This is a genomic window from Nocardioides sp. CCNWLW239 (assembly GCF_037137035.1).
GTDB lineage: Bacteria > Actinomycetota > Actinomycetes > Propionibacteriales > Nocardioidaceae > Nocardioides.
Map to the genome: position 1 here is coordinate 713,221 of NZ_JBBBNW010000002.1, position 15,208 is coordinate 728,428.

Annotated in this window: 18 protein-coding genes; 7 read left to right on the forward strand and 11 right to left on the reverse strand. The window is 68.5% G+C overall.

Features of this window, described 5'->3' with window-relative positions; all coding sequences use genetic code 11:
• Positions 1–31 precede the first annotated feature (31 nt).
• Entirely contained in the window at positions 32–631 is a 600-nt protein-coding gene (locus WBG06_RS09360; RefSeq protein WP_336736317.1) for a C40 family peptidase, read from the reverse strand.
• Between the two features lie 483 nt (positions 632–1,114).
• On the opposite strand from WBG06_RS09360, the gene nhaA reads away from it, so the two are divergent.
• The 3 genes from nhaA to WBG06_RS09375 all read left to right on the forward strand — a co-directional run bounded on the left by nhaA (position 1,115) and on the right by WBG06_RS09375 (position 3,964).
• Positions 1,115–2,413, forward strand: a complete 1,299-nt coding sequence (nhaA, locus tag WBG06_RS09365; RefSeq protein ID WP_336736318.1) for a Na+/H+ antiporter NhaA — start codon at positions 1,115–1,117, stop codon at positions 2,411–2,413.
• A 43-nt stretch (positions 2,414–2,456) separates the two neighbouring features.
• Positions 2,457–2,864 (forward strand): phage holin family protein, encoded by a 408-nt coding sequence (locus WBG06_RS09370; RefSeq protein ID WP_336736319.1) that lies wholly within the window; start codon positions 2,457–2,459, stop codon positions 2,862–2,864.
• Between the two features lie 167 nt (positions 2,865–3,031).
• Positions 3,032–3,964, forward strand: a complete 933-nt coding sequence (locus tag WBG06_RS09375; protein ID WP_336736320.1) for a type IV toxin-antitoxin system AbiEi family antitoxin domain-containing protein — start codon at positions 3,032–3,034, stop codon at positions 3,962–3,964.
• A gap of 119 nt (positions 3,965–4,083) precedes the next feature.
• On the opposite strand, the gene WBG06_RS09380 is transcribed toward WBG06_RS09375, so the two are convergent.
• From WBG06_RS09380 to nth, 4 genes are read right to left on the reverse strand one after another with little or no spacing between them, the layout of a single operon-like run.
• A complete protein-coding gene (locus WBG06_RS09380) occupies positions 4,084–5,262 on the reverse strand; it encodes a MarP family serine protease (RefSeq protein ID WP_336736321.1) in 1,179 nt (392 codons plus the stop codon).
• Positions 5,259–5,939: an NUDIX hydrolase gene (locus tag WBG06_RS09385; RefSeq protein WP_336736322.1), complete on the reverse strand. Its 681-nt coding sequence runs from the start codon at positions 5,937–5,939 to the stop codon at positions 5,259–5,261. Before WBG06_RS09385 ends, WBG06_RS09380 begins: the two co-directional genes overlap by 4 nt.
• On the reverse strand, positions 5,936–6,583 hold the full coding sequence (locus WBG06_RS09390; RefSeq protein ID WP_336736323.1) for a TlpA family protein disulfide reductase: 648 nt from the start codon (positions 6,581–6,583) through the stop codon (positions 5,936–5,938). Before WBG06_RS09390 ends, WBG06_RS09385 begins: the two co-directional genes overlap by 4 nt.
• Positions 6,583–7,299 (reverse strand): endonuclease III, encoded by a 717-nt coding sequence (nth, locus tag WBG06_RS09395; RefSeq protein WP_336736324.1) that lies wholly within the window; start codon positions 7,297–7,299, stop codon positions 6,583–6,585. The genes WBG06_RS09390 and nth overlap by 1 nt, the downstream gene beginning before the upstream one ends.
• Positions 7,300–7,486: 187 nt before the next feature.
• Here nth and WBG06_RS09400 point away from each other — a divergent pair, with 187 nt between their 5' ends.
• On the forward strand, positions 7,487–8,164 hold the full coding sequence (locus WBG06_RS09400) for a Crp/Fnr family transcriptional regulator (RefSeq protein WP_008356269.1): 678 nt from the start codon (positions 7,487–7,489) through the stop codon (positions 8,162–8,164).
• Between the two features lie 154 nt (positions 8,165–8,318).
• On the opposite strand, the gene WBG06_RS09405 is transcribed toward WBG06_RS09400, so the two are convergent.
• From WBG06_RS09405 to WBG06_RS09425, 5 genes are all read right to left on the reverse strand, one after another.
• Positions 8,319–8,915, reverse strand: a complete 597-nt coding sequence (locus WBG06_RS09405; protein ID WP_336736325.1) for a YdeI/OmpD-associated family protein — start codon at positions 8,913–8,915, stop codon at positions 8,319–8,321.
• Positions 8,916–8,932: 17 nt separating this feature from the next.
• On the reverse strand, positions 8,933–9,727 hold the full coding sequence (locus WBG06_RS09410) for an MBL fold metallo-hydrolase (RefSeq protein WP_336736326.1): 795 nt from the start codon (positions 9,725–9,727) through the stop codon (positions 8,933–8,935).
• A complete protein-coding gene (locus WBG06_RS09415; RefSeq protein ID WP_336736327.1) occupies positions 9,724–10,599 on the reverse strand; it encodes an NUDIX hydrolase in 876 nt (291 codons plus the stop codon). The genes WBG06_RS09410 and WBG06_RS09415 overlap by 4 nt, the downstream gene beginning before the upstream one ends.
• A gap of 138 nt (positions 10,600–10,737) precedes the next feature.
• The gene (locus WBG06_RS09420; RefSeq protein ID WP_336736328.1) at positions 10,738–11,196 is read right to left on the reverse strand and encodes a RidA family protein; all 459 of its coding nucleotides are present in this window, start codon (positions 11,194–11,196) and stop codon (positions 10,738–10,740) included.
• Positions 11,193–11,348 (reverse strand): DUF4177 domain-containing protein, encoded by a 156-nt coding sequence (locus tag WBG06_RS09425; protein WP_336736329.1) that lies wholly within the window; start codon positions 11,346–11,348, stop codon positions 11,193–11,195. The genes WBG06_RS09420 and WBG06_RS09425 overlap by 4 nt, the downstream gene beginning before the upstream one ends.
• Before the next feature lie 92 nt (positions 11,349–11,440).
• On the opposite strand from WBG06_RS09425, the gene WBG06_RS09430 reads away from it, so the two are divergent.
• The 3 genes from WBG06_RS09430 to WBG06_RS09440 all read left to right on the forward strand — a co-directional run bounded on the left by WBG06_RS09430 (position 11,441) and on the right by WBG06_RS09440 (position 14,589).
• Positions 11,441–12,256 (forward strand): maleylpyruvate isomerase family mycothiol-dependent enzyme, encoded by an 816-nt coding sequence (locus WBG06_RS09430; RefSeq protein ID WP_336736330.1) that lies wholly within the window; start codon positions 11,441–11,443, stop codon positions 12,254–12,256.
• 153 nt (positions 12,257–12,409) lie between these two features.
• Positions 12,410–13,426 carry an ArsA-related P-loop ATPase gene (locus WBG06_RS09435; protein WP_336736331.1) on the forward strand — a complete coding sequence of 339 codons (1,017 nt, stop codon included), beginning with the start codon at positions 12,410–12,412 and terminating at the stop codon, positions 13,424–13,426.
• Positions 13,423–14,589, forward strand: coding sequence for an ArsA family ATPase (locus WBG06_RS09440; protein WP_336736332.1), 1,167 nt, complete (start codon positions 13,423–13,425; stop codon positions 14,587–14,589). The genes WBG06_RS09435 and WBG06_RS09440 overlap by 4 nt, the downstream gene beginning before the upstream one ends.
• 175 nt (positions 14,590–14,764) lie before the next feature.
• Here the strand turns inward: WBG06_RS09440 and WBG06_RS09445 are convergent, their stop codons facing one another.
• Positions 14,765–15,040 carry a WhiB family transcriptional regulator gene (locus tag WBG06_RS09445; protein ID WP_336736934.1) on the reverse strand — a complete coding sequence of 92 codons (276 nt, stop codon included), beginning with the start codon at positions 15,038–15,040 and terminating at the stop codon, positions 14,765–14,767.
• Between the last annotated feature and the right edge of the window lie 168 nt (positions 15,041–15,208).

The window sequence follows — 15,208 nt, forward strand, 5'->3', positions numbered from 1 at the left end:
CACCCTTCGCGGGTGGCCGGGCAGCTGCGTACTAGCCCTTCTTGCCGTACTTCACCCGGCGGATGAAGTGGCTGTCGGTCCAGATCGGGTCCTTCTTGACCGTCTCGCCGGACCTGGGCGAGTGCCAGATCCAGCGGCGCCCGTCGTGCTTCCCGGCGTAGATGCCGACGTGGTAGACGCCGCCGCGGCCGTAGAAGAAGACCAGGTCGCCCTTGCGGGGCTTCTTGACCTTGAACGTGTGGCCGACCTGCGCTGCCGAGTTGTGCGGGAGCTTGCGACCGAGCTTCTTGTAGACCCACTGGGTCAGTCCGGAGCAGTCGAAGGAGTGTGGGCCGTCGCCGCCGTAGGAGTAGGGCGCACCGGCGCGGCTCTTGGCTCGGCGCAGCGCTCGGATGCCGCGCGACTTCTTCTTTTTCTTGGCCTTCTTCTCGGTGGTGGTCGAGGCCGACTGGACGCCGGTATGAGCGCTGCTCTGGACGCTCGTGGGCGGCGGGGCCGTGGCGGTGGCGGACGGGTTGGGTACGGCGACGAGCGCGAGCCCGACCACGAGCGCGGTCACCGCGCCGACACCGATCTTTCTACTGATCTTCCTGGGCGCGCGCGACAGCGCACGGATGCACGATCCGATCATTTCGAGGTTCCCCCGATGCAGCGACACCTGCGAAGGTTGACCTGTCGGATTCGGGCTGCTGATGCCCGGGCGCTGGAATCCCTGTGTTCCGTGGTGCGCCTTCACCCCAAGCCGTCGGCCTTGTCTCTGGCGTCCGGCGTACTGCTTGGCTCCCCCGTGCCCGCCACCTAGGTCTGACTCGGTTCTCCTCCGGTTGTGACGGGCCTCGGCGCGACCGGAGCGGCCTCACCATTCGGCGAGGGCTGGACCCACTATGCAACGGAATCGGGGCTCAATGGTGCTTCTACGGCAAAACTTGGAGGCATGTTTCATCTGTTTGCCTGTGTTTGAATATCTTTACCAATCTCGCGATCGGGGTCGCCGACCCGATCGTGACCACTTCTCGAATGCGGGCCGAGGTGCTTGCTAGGGTCAGGATCAGGTGTGCCGGGAAGTCTGGTCGGCGTGACTTTCTCGACCCCATGAGCCCTGGGAGGCCCACCCGTGACCGACACCCGCAACCGCCTGTTCACCCGAGGCTCGTGGCTGGAGACATCGCGCACCGCCGAGATCCTGCGCGCCGAGACCACCGGCGGGATCCTGCTCATCATCGCCGCGGTGATCGCGGTCATCCTCGCCAACAGCCCCTGGCAAGACGCCTACGAGGCGGTCCGTGACTTCCGCATCGGGCCGGCCGCGCTCCATCTCGACCTGACGATCGGCACCTGGGCCGCCGACGGGCTGCTCGCGATCTTCTTCTTCGTCGCCGGCCTGGAACTGAAGCGGGAGTTCGTCTCCGGCGACCTGCGTGACCCGCGACGGGCCGCCCTGCCGATCGCCGCCGCGGTCGGCGGCATGATCGCGCCGGCGCTGGTCTATGTGGCCATCAACGTCATCGGCGACGGATCGCTTGCCGGCTGGGCGACCCCGGTGGCCACCGACATCGCCTTCGCGGTCGCGATCCTGGCGGTGATCTCCACGCACCTGCCCGCCGGGCTGCGTACGTTCCTGCTGACTCTCGCCGTCGTCGACGACCTGCTCGGCATCATCATCATCGCGGTCTTCTTCACCTCGGAGCTGCACATCGGCTACCTGCTGCTGGCGCTCATCCCGATCGGGCTCTTCGCGCTTCTCGTCCAGCGCCGCGTACGCAGCCCGTGGCTGCTCCTCCCGCTCGCCCTCGTCGCCTGGGCGCTGGTGCACGCCAGCGGTGTTCACGCCACCGTCGCCGGCGTCCTGCTCGGGTTCACGGTGCCGGTGATGGCCCGGAACCCCGAGGCCAAGCGCGGCCTCGCCGAGCACTTCGAGCACCTGGTCCGGCCGATCTCGGCCGGTGTCGCGGTGCCGATCTTCGCCTTCTTCGCCGCCGGCGTGTCGCTAGGCGGCTGGGACGGCGTGACCAGTGCGCTGCGCGACCCCATCACGCTCGGCATCATCCTCGGCCTCGTCGTCGGCAAGACGGTCGGCATCGCCGGCTCGACATGGCTGCTGTCCCGGTTCACCAAGGCGTCCCTCGACGACGACCTCGCCTGGTGGGACGTGATCGGCATGGCGATGCTGGCGGGCATCGGGTTCACCGTCTCGCTGCTCATCGGTGAGCTGGCCTTCCACTCCGATCCGTCCGCGCACGACCACATGAAGGTGGGTGTTCTGTTCGGGTCCGTCCTCGCCGCTGCGCTGGCCACAGTGGTGCTGCGCGCCCGCAACAAGGTCTATCGCCGCATCGAGGAGCTGGAGACGATCGATGCCAACAAGGACGGCGTGCCGGACGTGTTCGAAGAGGAAGAGGGTCGCGACCGGTAAGGTCGGAGCCGCTCGACAACACACGTAACAGCGAAGGGTTCCCATGGCAGCCGACATCGTGAAGTCCCCGGGTGACGAGGACCCGACGATCGGGAAGCTCGTCGTCGACGCCACCCGAGACATCTCCGAGCTGGTCAACAAGGAGATCACGCTCGCCAAGCAGGAGCTCAAGGTCTCGATGACCAACGCCGGCGTCGGCGTCGGGCTCTTCGCCGCCACCGCGTTCCTGCTGGTCCTCGCGGTGATCATGCTCTCCGTCTCGGCGGCCTACTTCATCCACCTGACCGGCCTCGGCCTTCACTGGTCCTTCCTCATCGTCTTCGCCTTCTACGTCCTCATCGCCGCCCTGCTCGGCTACATCGGCGTACTCAAGGTGAAGAAGGTCAAGGCTCCCGAGAAGGCCATCGCTCAGGGCAAGGAGATCCCCCGGGCTCTCAAGGGTCAGCGCTGACCCACATCGCCGAGGCGTCACCCCCGCCGGCCGAGGCGTCACTCCGGTCGGCCGAGACGTCACCGTGACGGGCCAGAATCTGTCCACAGGTGACCTTGAATCCGGAGTTATCCACAGCCTCTGCGATTGCGGATGATTTCGTACGCGAGCTGGCGCACGCTGCGGCCATGAACATCTCACTCGTCAAGACCGGCAGCACCCTGCCTGAGCGTCCCTTCACCACGTCGGACATCGAGTCGGTGGCGACCAGCCGCTACGCACTCGCTCAGGCGATCCGCCATGGCGACCTTCGCCGCCCGTTTCGAGGCGTCTATCTTCCAGCCCAGGCGGAGGACGATCCGGTGAAGCGGGCCGAGGCGCTCGTCCATGTCTTATCCGAGCACCAGGTGATCAGCGACCGCACCGCAGCGTGGGTGCACGGCGTCAACACGTTCACCCAGGCCGAGATGGCTCAGCTCCCGGCCGTGGAGACATGTGCCCTGCGCGGCCACACCCGCACCAGGCGTCCCGGAACCGATGGGCGCTCGCGCGACCTTCTCCCCGATGACATCACCGTGATCGGTGGCGTACGGGTGACGACGCCGCTGCGGACCGCGCTCGACCTCGGCTGCAACCTGAACCGGCGCGAGGCGATGGCCGCGCTCAACGAGTTCGCTCGACACCACGGGATCACTCGGAGCGCTCTCGACCAGCAGCTGCCGCGTTTTCGGGGACGTCGCGGTGTCGTCCAGCTCCGCGAGCTCGTTCCGCTCATCAACCGCCGCCTCGAATCCCAGCGCGAGTCGTGGACGTTGCTCGCGATCAGCGATGCTGGACTGCCTCTTCCCGAAGCACAGGTCTGGGTGGATGTCGAGGGAATCCCGACCTACCGCCTCGACTTCGCCTATCGACTCGCCAAGGTCGCCATCGAATACGAAGGTGACGACCACGACGATCCCGACCAGCGAATCTACGACGAGGAGCGCCGCGGGTGGCTGATCGATCACGGTTGGACGATCGTGATCGTCCGAAAGGGAGACTTCACCGGAGACCGCCTCGATGCCTGGCTCCGCGAGATCAAGGAAGCTCTGACCCCGGCCTACACCTCCCGCCGGTTCTGATCGAAGCGTCAACCCCGTCGGCCGAAGCGTCAGCCCCGTCGGGCGAGTTGGCACTGCGTTGCCAACTCGCCCGACGGGAGCGACGTTTCGGCCGACGCGGGTGACGCCTCGGCCGTGTGTCAGCTCGCGCAGGCTCCGGTGTCGACAGCCGCGGTCTGCGAGCGCGACTCGCGGGCGATCTCGATGACCTGGTCGGTGGTGAGGGCGTAGCCGGTCTCCGAGTCGGTGACCGACGCGGCGAAGACGACACCGACGACGTCACCTTCGGAGTCGACGATGGGGCCGCCCGAGTTTCCGGGACGGATGAGGCTGCGCACGGAGTAGACGTCACGGATGACGGTGCCGACGCCGTAGATGTCCGGCGAGCGGAGGCGCTGCTCGGCACGGATGCGGCCAGGCTGTACGTCGAAGGGGCCGTCCTGCGGATACCCCAGGACCGCGATCGGGTCCTCTGCGGCTGCGGAGCTGTCGAACTCGAGACGCTTGAGGTTGCCGCCACCCTTGAACTTCAGGACGGCGATGTCGATCTTGGGGTCGTAGTGGACGACCTTGGCGTCGTTGGCCCCGTCTCCGATGATCACGTTGGGGTCGTCGACCCCGGCCACGACGTGGGCGTTGGTCATCAGATATCCGCGACCGATCACGAACCCGGTGCCTTCGACACCCTTGCCGCACTCGTTGGCTCCGCGGATCTTGAGGACCGACTCTCCGGCGCGCACGACGTCGGGATCGGTGAGCATGCGGCGCGGCCCGGGTCCGACCTCGACGATCCGCTCACGGGCGAAGGGCTCCAGATAGCGCGGGAAGAACGAAGTGCCGACGACGTCGTTGAACGCGCCCAGCGCGCGGTCGGCGGGCGCCGGCATGATCGAGTCGACCTTGGCCAGGATCGCCGACCCGCGTACAGCCGGCGTCAGTCCGTTGATCTGCGCCCCGGAGACCGCGACGCCGAGCGCCCAGGCGACGACCAGCACAGCGGCAGCGCTGAGCAGCGCCCCGCCGAGCGCATCGACGATCCGCGCGGGTTGCCAGGTGATCTCGTCGCGCACACGTACGCCGCCGTACTGAAGCACCGCCTGACCGATGGACGCGCACGCGATCACGACGAACAGGGCACCGAGCGAGACCCACAACGACGGGGTGGCACCGCCGAGCACCTTGGGCGCCAGCCAGATGCCGAGGAAACCACCGAGCAGCAGTCCACCGGTGGCGAAGGCACCGGTGATGAAGCCCTGCCAGTAGCCGGAGAGCGCATAGGCCGCGACGAGGATGATCAGGATCCAGTCGAGGAAGTTCATGGCCGGTTCCGTTCGCGTCCCTGCAGCATGTATTCGGGCAACTCCTTGATCGGGGCGTCCGGAATCTCCGAGATCCACCCGAGATAGGTGAAGAAGCGGTTGATGATTCCACCGGTGAAGCCCCAGAGGATGACATCCTTCTCCGGTCCGATCAAGAACGCGGGAGTGAGCCAGTCCTTGCGAGAAGGGAAGCCCACCTGGATCCGGTGGGCCGGGTCGGTCAGTTCGGACAACGGCACCCGATAGACCGCGTGCACCTCTTCGACCGATCGGTTCGTCACCGGGGAGGGCTCCCGCCACCAGGCGAGGACCGGCACCACCGCATGGTTGGAGAACGGGATCCACAGCGCCGGCAGCCGGCCGACCACGTCGACCCCCGCCGGGTCCAGCCCCGTCTCCTCCCAGGCTTCACGGAGCGCCGCCTCCTCGACGGTCTCGCCCGGATCGAGCCTGCCCCCGGGGAACGACACCTGGCCGGGGTGCGAGCGCATCGTGTGCGAACGTTCGGTCAGCAGCAGATCGGGACCAGACGGACCTTCACCGAAGAGCATGAGCACGGCAGACTCCCGCGCGCTCCCATCCGTCGGGGGCAGGAACTGCGAGATGTCCTCTCCTTGGATCCGAGCCGCGGCGTCGACGATCTCCTCGAACCATTCCGGTAGCGCCCCGACCGTCACAGCGTGATCCCCAGCTTCTTCTCCACGAGGTCCTTGACCTCGTTCGCGCTGGTCATGCCGCCCATCTGCAGCAGCTCGACGTCCCCGGAAGAAGACAGGACGTAGGTCGTGGGCACCGCCCGCGCCGTGAGCGACCCGCCCTGCAGCTCACCTTCGGGATCGGCGTACATCGGGAAGGTCACCCCGCGAGAGATCGCCTCCTCGAGCGCGACCCCCGGAACCGTGTCCATGACGTCGATGCCGATCACCGGCACCTCGTCGCCATAGGTCTCGTAGAAGTCCTGCAGCGCCGGCATCTCCTCCTTGCAGGGCGCACAGAAGCCCTGGAAGAGGTTGATCACCATCGGGCCCTCGAACGAGGAGAGGTCGACCGACTCGCCACCGCCGAGGCACGGCAGCTCGACCGCCGGCAGTCCACCGTCGCTCGCGGATCCGGGGCGACAGTCCTCCACCTTCGAGGCCTTCTTCGCAGCCACCATCTCCGGGGTGGCCACACTCTCCGCAGTCGAGGACGAGCTCTCGGTGAGCGGAGCACCGGCCTGCCCACCTCCGTCCGGCGGCGCGCTGCCGCACCCGGCCAGAGCGACCACCAGCAGTGCAACTGTCGTCGCGGCCCGGGCTCTGCTCCCAAGGACACGAACCATCAGTTGCGGCCCTCCGTGCGGACCAGCTTCGCTGCCGCGACCGGGTCGGTCGGACCCTCTCCGTACGCCGGGCACAGCTGTGCCACCGGACAAGCACCGCACGCCGGCTTCTGGGCGTGACAGATCCGCCGCCCGTGCCAGATCACGTGGTGGGACAGCATCGTCCAGTCCCGCTTCTCGAACAGCGCGCCGACCTCGTGCTCGACCTTGACCGGGTCCTTCTCGGTCGTCCAGCCGAAGCGCCGTGAGAGCCGGCCGAAGTGGGTGTCGACGGTGATGCCGGGCTTGCCGAAGGCGTTGCCGAGGACCACGTTGGCGGTCTTGCGCCCGACGCCGGGCAGCTTCACGAGCTGCTCCAACCGGGACGGCACCTCCCCGTCGTATTCCTCCACCAGCACAGCGCTCAGCTTCAGCAGGGCGTCGGTCTTGGCGCGGAAGAAACCGAGCGGACCGACCAGCTGTTCCAGGTGTTCCCGGGGTGCCGCCGCCATCTCCTTGGCGGACGGATAGGCCGCGAACAGAGCGGGTGAAGCCAGGTTGACCCGCTTGTCCGTGGTCTGCGCGCTCAGCACGGTCACGACCAGGCACTCGAACGGGTTGGTGAAGTCGAGCTCGGCCTTCGCGTCCGGGTAGGTCTCACCGAGGATGCGGTCGATCCGACGGGCGCGACGCACCAGACCCAGGCGCGTCTCAGTCGCAAACTTCTGGGCAGGCACGCAGCAAGGCTACGCGGCCGCACCGACAATCCCGATCCGGCCCAGCAGACGACTAGCACGAATACCGCCCCATACATGCACTTTCTGCCCTTATCGGTGGGTGATGTGCACTTGTGAGACGTTCCACAGATAGGATTCCCGATGTAATACCCGCGGATGTGGGGAAAATCCAGGAGGAATGGCCGCAATGGACAACGACGTACTCCGTCAGGCACCGCTCTTCAGCGCACTCGATGACGAGTCGATGACGGCCCTGCACGCCTCGATGGCAGAGTCGAAGCTCCGCCGCGGAGAGGTGCTCTTTCACGAGGGCGACTCCGGCGACAAGCTGTACGTCGTGATCGACGGCAAGGTGAAGCTCGGCCGCACCTCCTCGGACGGCCGCGAGAACCTGCTCGCGATCATGGGCCCGGGCCAGATGTTCGGTGAGCTCTCCCTCTTCGACCCCGGCCCCCGCTCGGCCACCGTCACCGCGGTCACCGACTCCGCCTTCGCGAGCCTGTCGCACGAGGACCTCCTCAAGTGGCTCGAGGGCCGCCCGGTCGTCGCCCGCGGTCTCCTCGCCCAGCTCGCCGGCCGCCTCCGCAAGGCCAACGACGTCGTCGCCGACCTCGTCTTCTCCGACGTCCCCGGCCGTGTCGCGAAGGCGCTCCTCGACCTCGCCGACCGCTTCGGCCGCACCGCCGACGACGGCGTCCACGTCCACCACGACCTCACCCAGGAGGAGCTCGCCCAGCTCGTCGGCGCCTCCCGCGAGACGGTCAACAAGGCGCTGGCCGACTTCGCCAGCCGCGGCTGGCTCCGCCTCGAGCCGCGCTCCGTCGTGATCATGGACATCGAGCGCATGGCCCGCCGAGCCCGCTAACCCCGAGACGTCATTTTCTGACGCCGAGAAGTCAGTTTCTGGAGCCGGCAACAACCGGAACGCTCGAGAATCGACCTCTCGGCGTCAGTTTTCGACGTGTCGGCGTCAAAAACTGACTTCTCGGCGAGATCGGCGTTCGCTTCCGGGAACGCGGCTACTGAGGCCGGCGCTTCTGGGGGTGGGGCGTCTCGTGCCGGGCGAGCATGGCGACGTACTCCTCGATCTTGCGCGCCCGTGCGGCCTCGGTCTTCAGGGAGGTGATGCGGTGGTAGAGGGCGAAGCGGTTCTGCGAGGTGAGGACGTCGTACATCGCCTGCGCCTCGGGCACCGCGGCGATCGCAGCGAGAAGGTCGGGCGGGGTCTCGGCGGTGGCAGGACCGGCGTACGCCGCCTCCCACCGCCCGTCCGCCTTCGCCGCCTCCACGGCGGCCCGCCCGGCCGCGGTCATCCGGCCTTCGGCTTCGAGTCGACCGATGTGCTCGACGTTCCTCAGTGACCAGCGGCTCTTCGGCCCGCGCGGGGTGAACCGCTGGAACGACGACTGCTCGTCGCGTCGTCGCGCCTGACCGTCGATCCAGCCGAAGCAGAGGGCTTCATCGAGCGCGGTCTGCCACGTCAGCGTGGTCAGCGTCCCGCCCTTCTTGGTCAGCACCAGCCAGACCGCGCGGGTGTCGGCATGGTGCACCTCCAGCCAGGCCCGCCACGCGGGCGGATCGGGAAGCAGGAGCTCGTCTCCGGACAGGGTCGCCATGAGTCGAACAGTAGGCCTCAGCGCTGAGCGAGGTAAGCCAATTGCGCTCGGACGGAGAGCTCGGCGGCGCCCCAGAGGACCTGGTCGACATCGGCGTACACGATCTCGACGATCGCTCGCGGATCCGCTTCGGCGGGCGTGACACCCAGTCCGGCAAGAGCAGCCTCGACCTGCCCGAGGCGCTCGCGGCGGTGGGCGATGTAGTAGTCGAGCGCGCCGAGGGCGTTGCCGATGACCGGGCCGTGACCTGGCCAGACGTTGCCGATGCCGTGCTCGGAGGCCAAGGCGTGAAGACGGTCGAGGGAATCCAGGTAGGCGCCCAGCTCGCCGTCGGGGTGGGCGACGACCGTGGTCCCGCGACCGAGGACGGTGTCCCCGGTCAGCACCGCGCCGTCCGCTGGAAGCCAGAAGGACAGCGAGTCGGAGGTGTGGCCGGGCGTGCCGACGACGCGGACCTCGAGCCCGTCGACCTCGACGACGTCGCCGTCCCCGAGCCCCTCGGACCCGAGGCGGTATTCCGGATCAAGAGCGCGTACGCCACACCCCATCCGCTCGGCGAAGGCGCGAGCCGCCTCGGAGTGGTCGTAGTGATGATGGGTCAGGAGCACCGTCGCCACCTCGCCGGCCGCCTCCGCGACCGCATCGAGGTGTCCCTCGTCGAGGGGCCCGGGATCGATCACGACCGACCGGCGCGCGCCGGGCTCACGGAGAATCCAGGTGTTGGTGCCGTCGAGCGACATGATCCCGGGGTTGGGCGCGAGGATGCACCGCCCTCGCTCACCGAACACCCCGCCGGCCCAGGTCTCGCTCATGCGCGCGACCTCCCGGCGATGAGGTTCGCGTGCAGCGGCATCATCGACAGGATGTGACCACCGTCGACCTCGGTCACGGACGGCGTGAACATCGTCAGCACACGCTCTGCGGCAGCGGCGAGAACCTCGTCCTCGGTGCCGAGGGAGGCGACCTCGAGACAGTTGAGATAGGTCGGCGGCATCATCGCCAGCTCACCGGCCTCGACCTGGGCAACGGCATCGGAGACCGCCAACCAGTCCACCGAGGACGACTCGCTCGACACATCGCGGGTGACCTGCCCCTCGGGCAGCCGGGCGACGAAGAACCAGGTCGCGAAGCGCTTCGGCTCGAAGATCGGCGTCGTCCAGGCGGCCCACGGCGCCAGCAGGTCCGTACGCAGCACCAGCCCGCGCCGGGTCAGCATCTCGGTCAACGACAGCGACCGCGACTCCAGCGCGACCCGGTCCGCCTCCCACTCCGCGCCCGACACGTCGCCGACCACGGAATCGGGGGACGCCCCGGCGAGCAGCACCCCGCTCTCCTCGAACGTCTCCCGCACGGCCGCGGCGACGAGCGCCCGCGCGCGAGACTCGTCGACGCCGAGCCGGCGGGCCCACTCGCCGGCCGACGGCCCGGCCCAGCAGGAGTCGGGGAGGTCGGCGTCGCGTACGTCCACACCGCCGCCGGGGAAGACGGCCATGCCGGCGGCGAACCCCATCGTCAGCTGGCGGCGGAGCAGGTAGACCTCGGGGCCAGAGCCCGCTCCCGGCCTCAGCAACAGGACCGTCGCCGCGTCGCGCGGCTCGACCGGGGTGCGTACGCCCTGGGCGTACTCCCCGGCCAACGCCACGATGTCGTCACCAAGCCGGACTGGAGGGATCGGGATGCGCACGCTCGTCACTGTAGCGACGCTCACCCGCAGCACGATCTCCAACTTGCTGGGTCTCGACCCGCGGTCACGGCTTCGCAAGCTCAGCCGTGCGCTCGCTCGACCTCTTCGCGTTCGGCCGGCGCAAGCGCCGTCCGAGGCTCAGATCTCGACGATGATCTCCACCTCGACCGGCGCGTCGAGCGGCAGAACGGGCACGCCGACGGCCGAGCGCGCGTGCCGGCCGGCGTCGCCGAACACCTTCCCGAACAGCTCGGAGGCACCGTTGGCGACACCCGGCTGACCGGTGAAGTCAGGAGTGGAGGCGACGAAGCACAGCACCTTGACGATGCGCTTGACCTGCGACAGGTCACCGATCTCGGCCTTGACCGCGGCCAGGGCGTTGAGCGCACACTGCTGCGCCGCGGCGTAGCCCTCCTCGGCCGAGACGTCCCCGCCGACCTTGCCGACAGAGAGCAGCGCGCCGTCCTTCATCGGGAGCTGGCCCGAGGTGAAGATGTGGTTGCCCGACCGGATCGCCGGGATGTAGGCGGCCACCGGAGGCACCACCTCCGGAACGCTCAGGCCGAGCTCGGCGAGGACCTCCTCGGGCGCGCTCATTCCGAGACCGCCCGCTTGAAGAAGCCGACGTAGTTGCCGGTGCCGTTGTCGAGGATGGAGACGAGCTCCCACCCGTCGGCGCCGAAGTTGTTGAGGATCTGCGCCGCTGCGTGGTTGAGGACCGGCGCCACCTGGTATTCCCACTTGGTCATAGCGGCACCCTACTTCCCGACCCGGCCAGCCGGTCCCCCGGCGACAGGATTGACCCTTCCGACCGGAGCACGGACGCACTACCGTCGGGGCCGTGACTTCCACAGAGCAGCTGAAGACGTACGTCGACACCTGGTGGTCCTCGGTGCAGGATCTCCTCGCGCTCCTGGACGACCTGTCCGAGACCGACTGGGACCTGGCCACCGACCTGCCGGGCTGGGACGTACGCGCGATCGCCTCTCACGTCGCTCACCTCGAGGGCCTCACCGGTGGCGCACCGCGCGAGGAGGCGGAGGTCCCGGAGTCGGCCCACATCACGTCCCCGATGGGACAGTTCACCGAGATCGGCGTCCTCACCCGTCGCGACGCCGCGCCAGCGAGCATCATCGAGGAGATCCGCCGCTACTCCGCCGTACGCCACGACGAGCTGCTCGCCTCCCCGCCGGAGGACCCCGCAGCACCCGCGCCCGGGGTGTTCGGCGCGATCGGGTGGAGCACCGGCAAGCTGCTCCGCAACCGACCGCTCGACGTCTGGATGCACGAGCAGGACATCCGCCGCGCGACCGGCCGGCCGGGCAGTCTCGACACCGCCGGCGCCCTCCACACCGCCGACTACCTCCTCGAAGGCGTCGGCTTCGTGCTCGCCAAGAAGGCCGGCGGGGAGCCCGGTTCGACGGTCGTCGTCGAGGTCGAGGGCCACGCTCCGTACGCGTTCTCGGTCACCAAGGACGGCAAGGGGGTCCCGGTCGCGGACCCCGTGAGCACTCCGACCGTCACGCTCTCCGCCGACCGCGAGACGTACGTCCTCCTGGCCGGTGGCCGTGCGTCCGCCGACCCCTCGAAGGTGACGATCACCGGCGACACCACCCTCGGCACCAAGATCGTCGAGAACCTCAACATCACCCCCTGAGTTGTGAAGCCGAGAGTGACGTATAGGTCACTCTGAGGTTCACAACTCCCGGTGGCTGGATACAGTCGGGGTCATGAGCGAGCGCCAGCGAGTGACCATCGGCCTCATGCCGCTGCGTCCGTATTCTGGCGCCTGCGCTACGGAGGCGGCGGCATGAGTTCCGACTGGCCCCACGTGCAGCTGCATGTGGTGACAGGCAAGGGCGGCACCGGCAAGTCGACGGTGGCCGCGGCGCTGGCGCTCGGGCTGGCATCCCATGGGAAGAACGTCCTGCTGTGCGAGGTCGAGGGGCGCCAGGGGGTGGCGAGGATGTTCGACGTCGACCCGCTGCCCTACGCCGAGACCCGCATCGCGACCGGACTGCGGATGCGGACCCGGTCGGGCGCCGACGCCGAGCCGGGCAACGTCTACGCCCTGCACATCGCGCCGGAGGAAGCCCTCCTCGAATACCTCAAGATGTATTACAAGCTCGGCCCCGCCGGCCGCGCGCTCGACCGCTTCGGCGTCATCGAGTTCGCGACCACGATCGCGCCCGGCGTCCGCGACGTCCTTCTCACCGGCAAGCTCTTCGAGGCCGTCCAGCGCAACAGCCGCAACAAGGGAGCGCGAACCTACGACGCCGTCGTGCTCGACGCTCCCCCGACCGGCCGGATCACCACCTTCCTGAACGTGTCCGAGTCGGTCGCGGGCCTGGCCAAGGTCGGCCCCATCAAGAACCAGGCCGACACGATGATGACCCTGTTCCGCTCCCGCCGCACCGCCGTCCATCTGGTCACGCTGCTCGAGGAGATGCCGGTCCAGGAGACCACCGACGGCATCAGCGAGCTGCGTGCCGCCGGCCTCCCGGTCGGCGGCGTCATCGTCAACCAGGTCCGCCCCCGTGACCTCCCCGACGACTCCCTCGCTCCCGCCCTGGCCGGCACCCTCGACGCCGAGGCCATCGCCAAGGACCTCGACCGCGCCGGTGTCGAACCCGACCCCGCCCTGGTGTCCGCTCTGACCGCCGAGGCGAAGGAGTACGCCGAGCGGCGCGCCCTCGAGGATGCCCAGCGTGGCCTCGTCGCAGGTCTCGGCGTCCCGACCTACGAGCTCGACCGGATCGCGGGCGGGATCGACATCGGCGGGCTCTACGAGCTCGCGGCGGAGCTCAAGGACCAGGGGCTGGCATGACGTCACATCCACGCGTCGGCCCGCTGGCCGCCCACGCGAACGACACCCGACACCTCGAGGTCGACCGGCTGCTCGACGACCGGGACACCCACATCATCGTCTGCTGCGGCAGCGGTGGCGTGGGTAAGACGACCACCTCCGCCGCGCTCGCACTCCGGGCAGCCGAGCGCGGACGCAAGGTCGTCGTCCTCACCATCGACCCCGCCCGACGGCTCGCCCAGTCGATGGGCATCGCCCAGCTCGACAACACCCCGCGCCCGGTTCCCGGGATCGGTCCGGGCCGGCTCGACGCGATGATGCTCGACATGAAGCGCACCTTCGACGAGGTGGTCGAGTCCCAGGCCAGCCCCGAGAAGGCGCAGCAGATCCTCAACAACCAGTTCTACATCGCACTGAGCTCCAGCTTCGCGGGCACGCAGGAATACATGGCGATGGAGAAGCTCGGCCAGCTCTATCGCGACTCCTTCGCCCACAACGGTGGCAACGGCGACTACGACCTGATCGTCGTGGACACGCCCCCGAGCCGGAGCGCCCTCGACTTCCTCGACGCCCCCGAGCGGCTCTCCAGCTTCCTCGACGGCCGGTTCCTGCGGCTGATGCTGGCGCCTGCGAAGGGACCGGTCCGGCTGATGTCGGCGGGGATCAACATCGTGACCAATGCGCTCAAGAAGGTTCTCGGCGGGCAGATGCTCACCGACCTGCAGACCTTCGTCACCGCGCTCGACACCGTCTTCGGTGGGTTCCGGCAGCGGGCCCAGGAGACGTACGCGCTCCTCCAGGCCGACGAGACCGCCTTCCTCGTGATCGCGGCGCCCGAGCCCGACGCGCTCCGGGAAGCTGCCTACTTCGTCGAGCGGCTCTCCGGAGACCGGATGCCGCTCCAGGGGCTGGTCGTCAACCGCGCGACCCTGCCCGACGACGCCTCCCTCACCGCCGCTGCCGCCGGCGCAGCCTCGGAGCGGCTTCCGGATGCGCCCCTCACCGCCGGGCTACTGCGGCTGCACGCCGACCGCGCCCTGCTGGTCGAGCGCCAGCATCAGCTGCGAGAGCGCTTCGCCGTCGCCCACCCGCAGGTCCCGACCGCCGTCGTGCCCGCGCTGCCCGGCGACGTACACGATCTGGACGGGCTCCGGGAGATCGGCCGCCTGCTGGCCCAGGGCTGAGCAGCCGGAAACGAGTCGAGCCAGGACGCACGTCACGCCACCACGTCCGTAGCGCAAGCGCGAGTTTACGGACACGGCGGCGTGTGGGTTGTCTGGTTCGCTCGCTGACGCTCGCTCACGTACGTCCTGGCTCAACCAAGATCTTCAGCGATCCACTCGAGTAGGGGACGAGTGCTCACTCCACTTCGGCACGGGTGCGCGCGGCCTCGAGCACGGCGCGCCACGAGGCGTTCGGGCTGCGACGGAGCAGGGCACGACGCTCGCGCTCGGTCATGCCGCCCCAGACGCCCCACTCGATCTGGTTGTCGAGCGCCTCGGCGAGGCATTCGGTGCGAACTACGCAGCCAGAACAGACCATCTTGGCCTTGTTCTGCTCGGCTCCCCTCACGAAGAGCTCGTCGGGCTCATTTTCACGACACGCGGCCTGCAAGGACCATTCATCAACCCACATTGTGTGCCATCCCTTCATCGGAGCGCTTCGCCCTCCCCAGTTGACGGCGTGGGCGCCCGTGCGGACTAAAGGTTAAGGACCCGAACCTGTCGAGTGACACACCCTTCTTACCCAAAGTACGTAGTCCTAAATGACTAGGAGGGGTCCCGGGACTCGCTGGTGACCGCC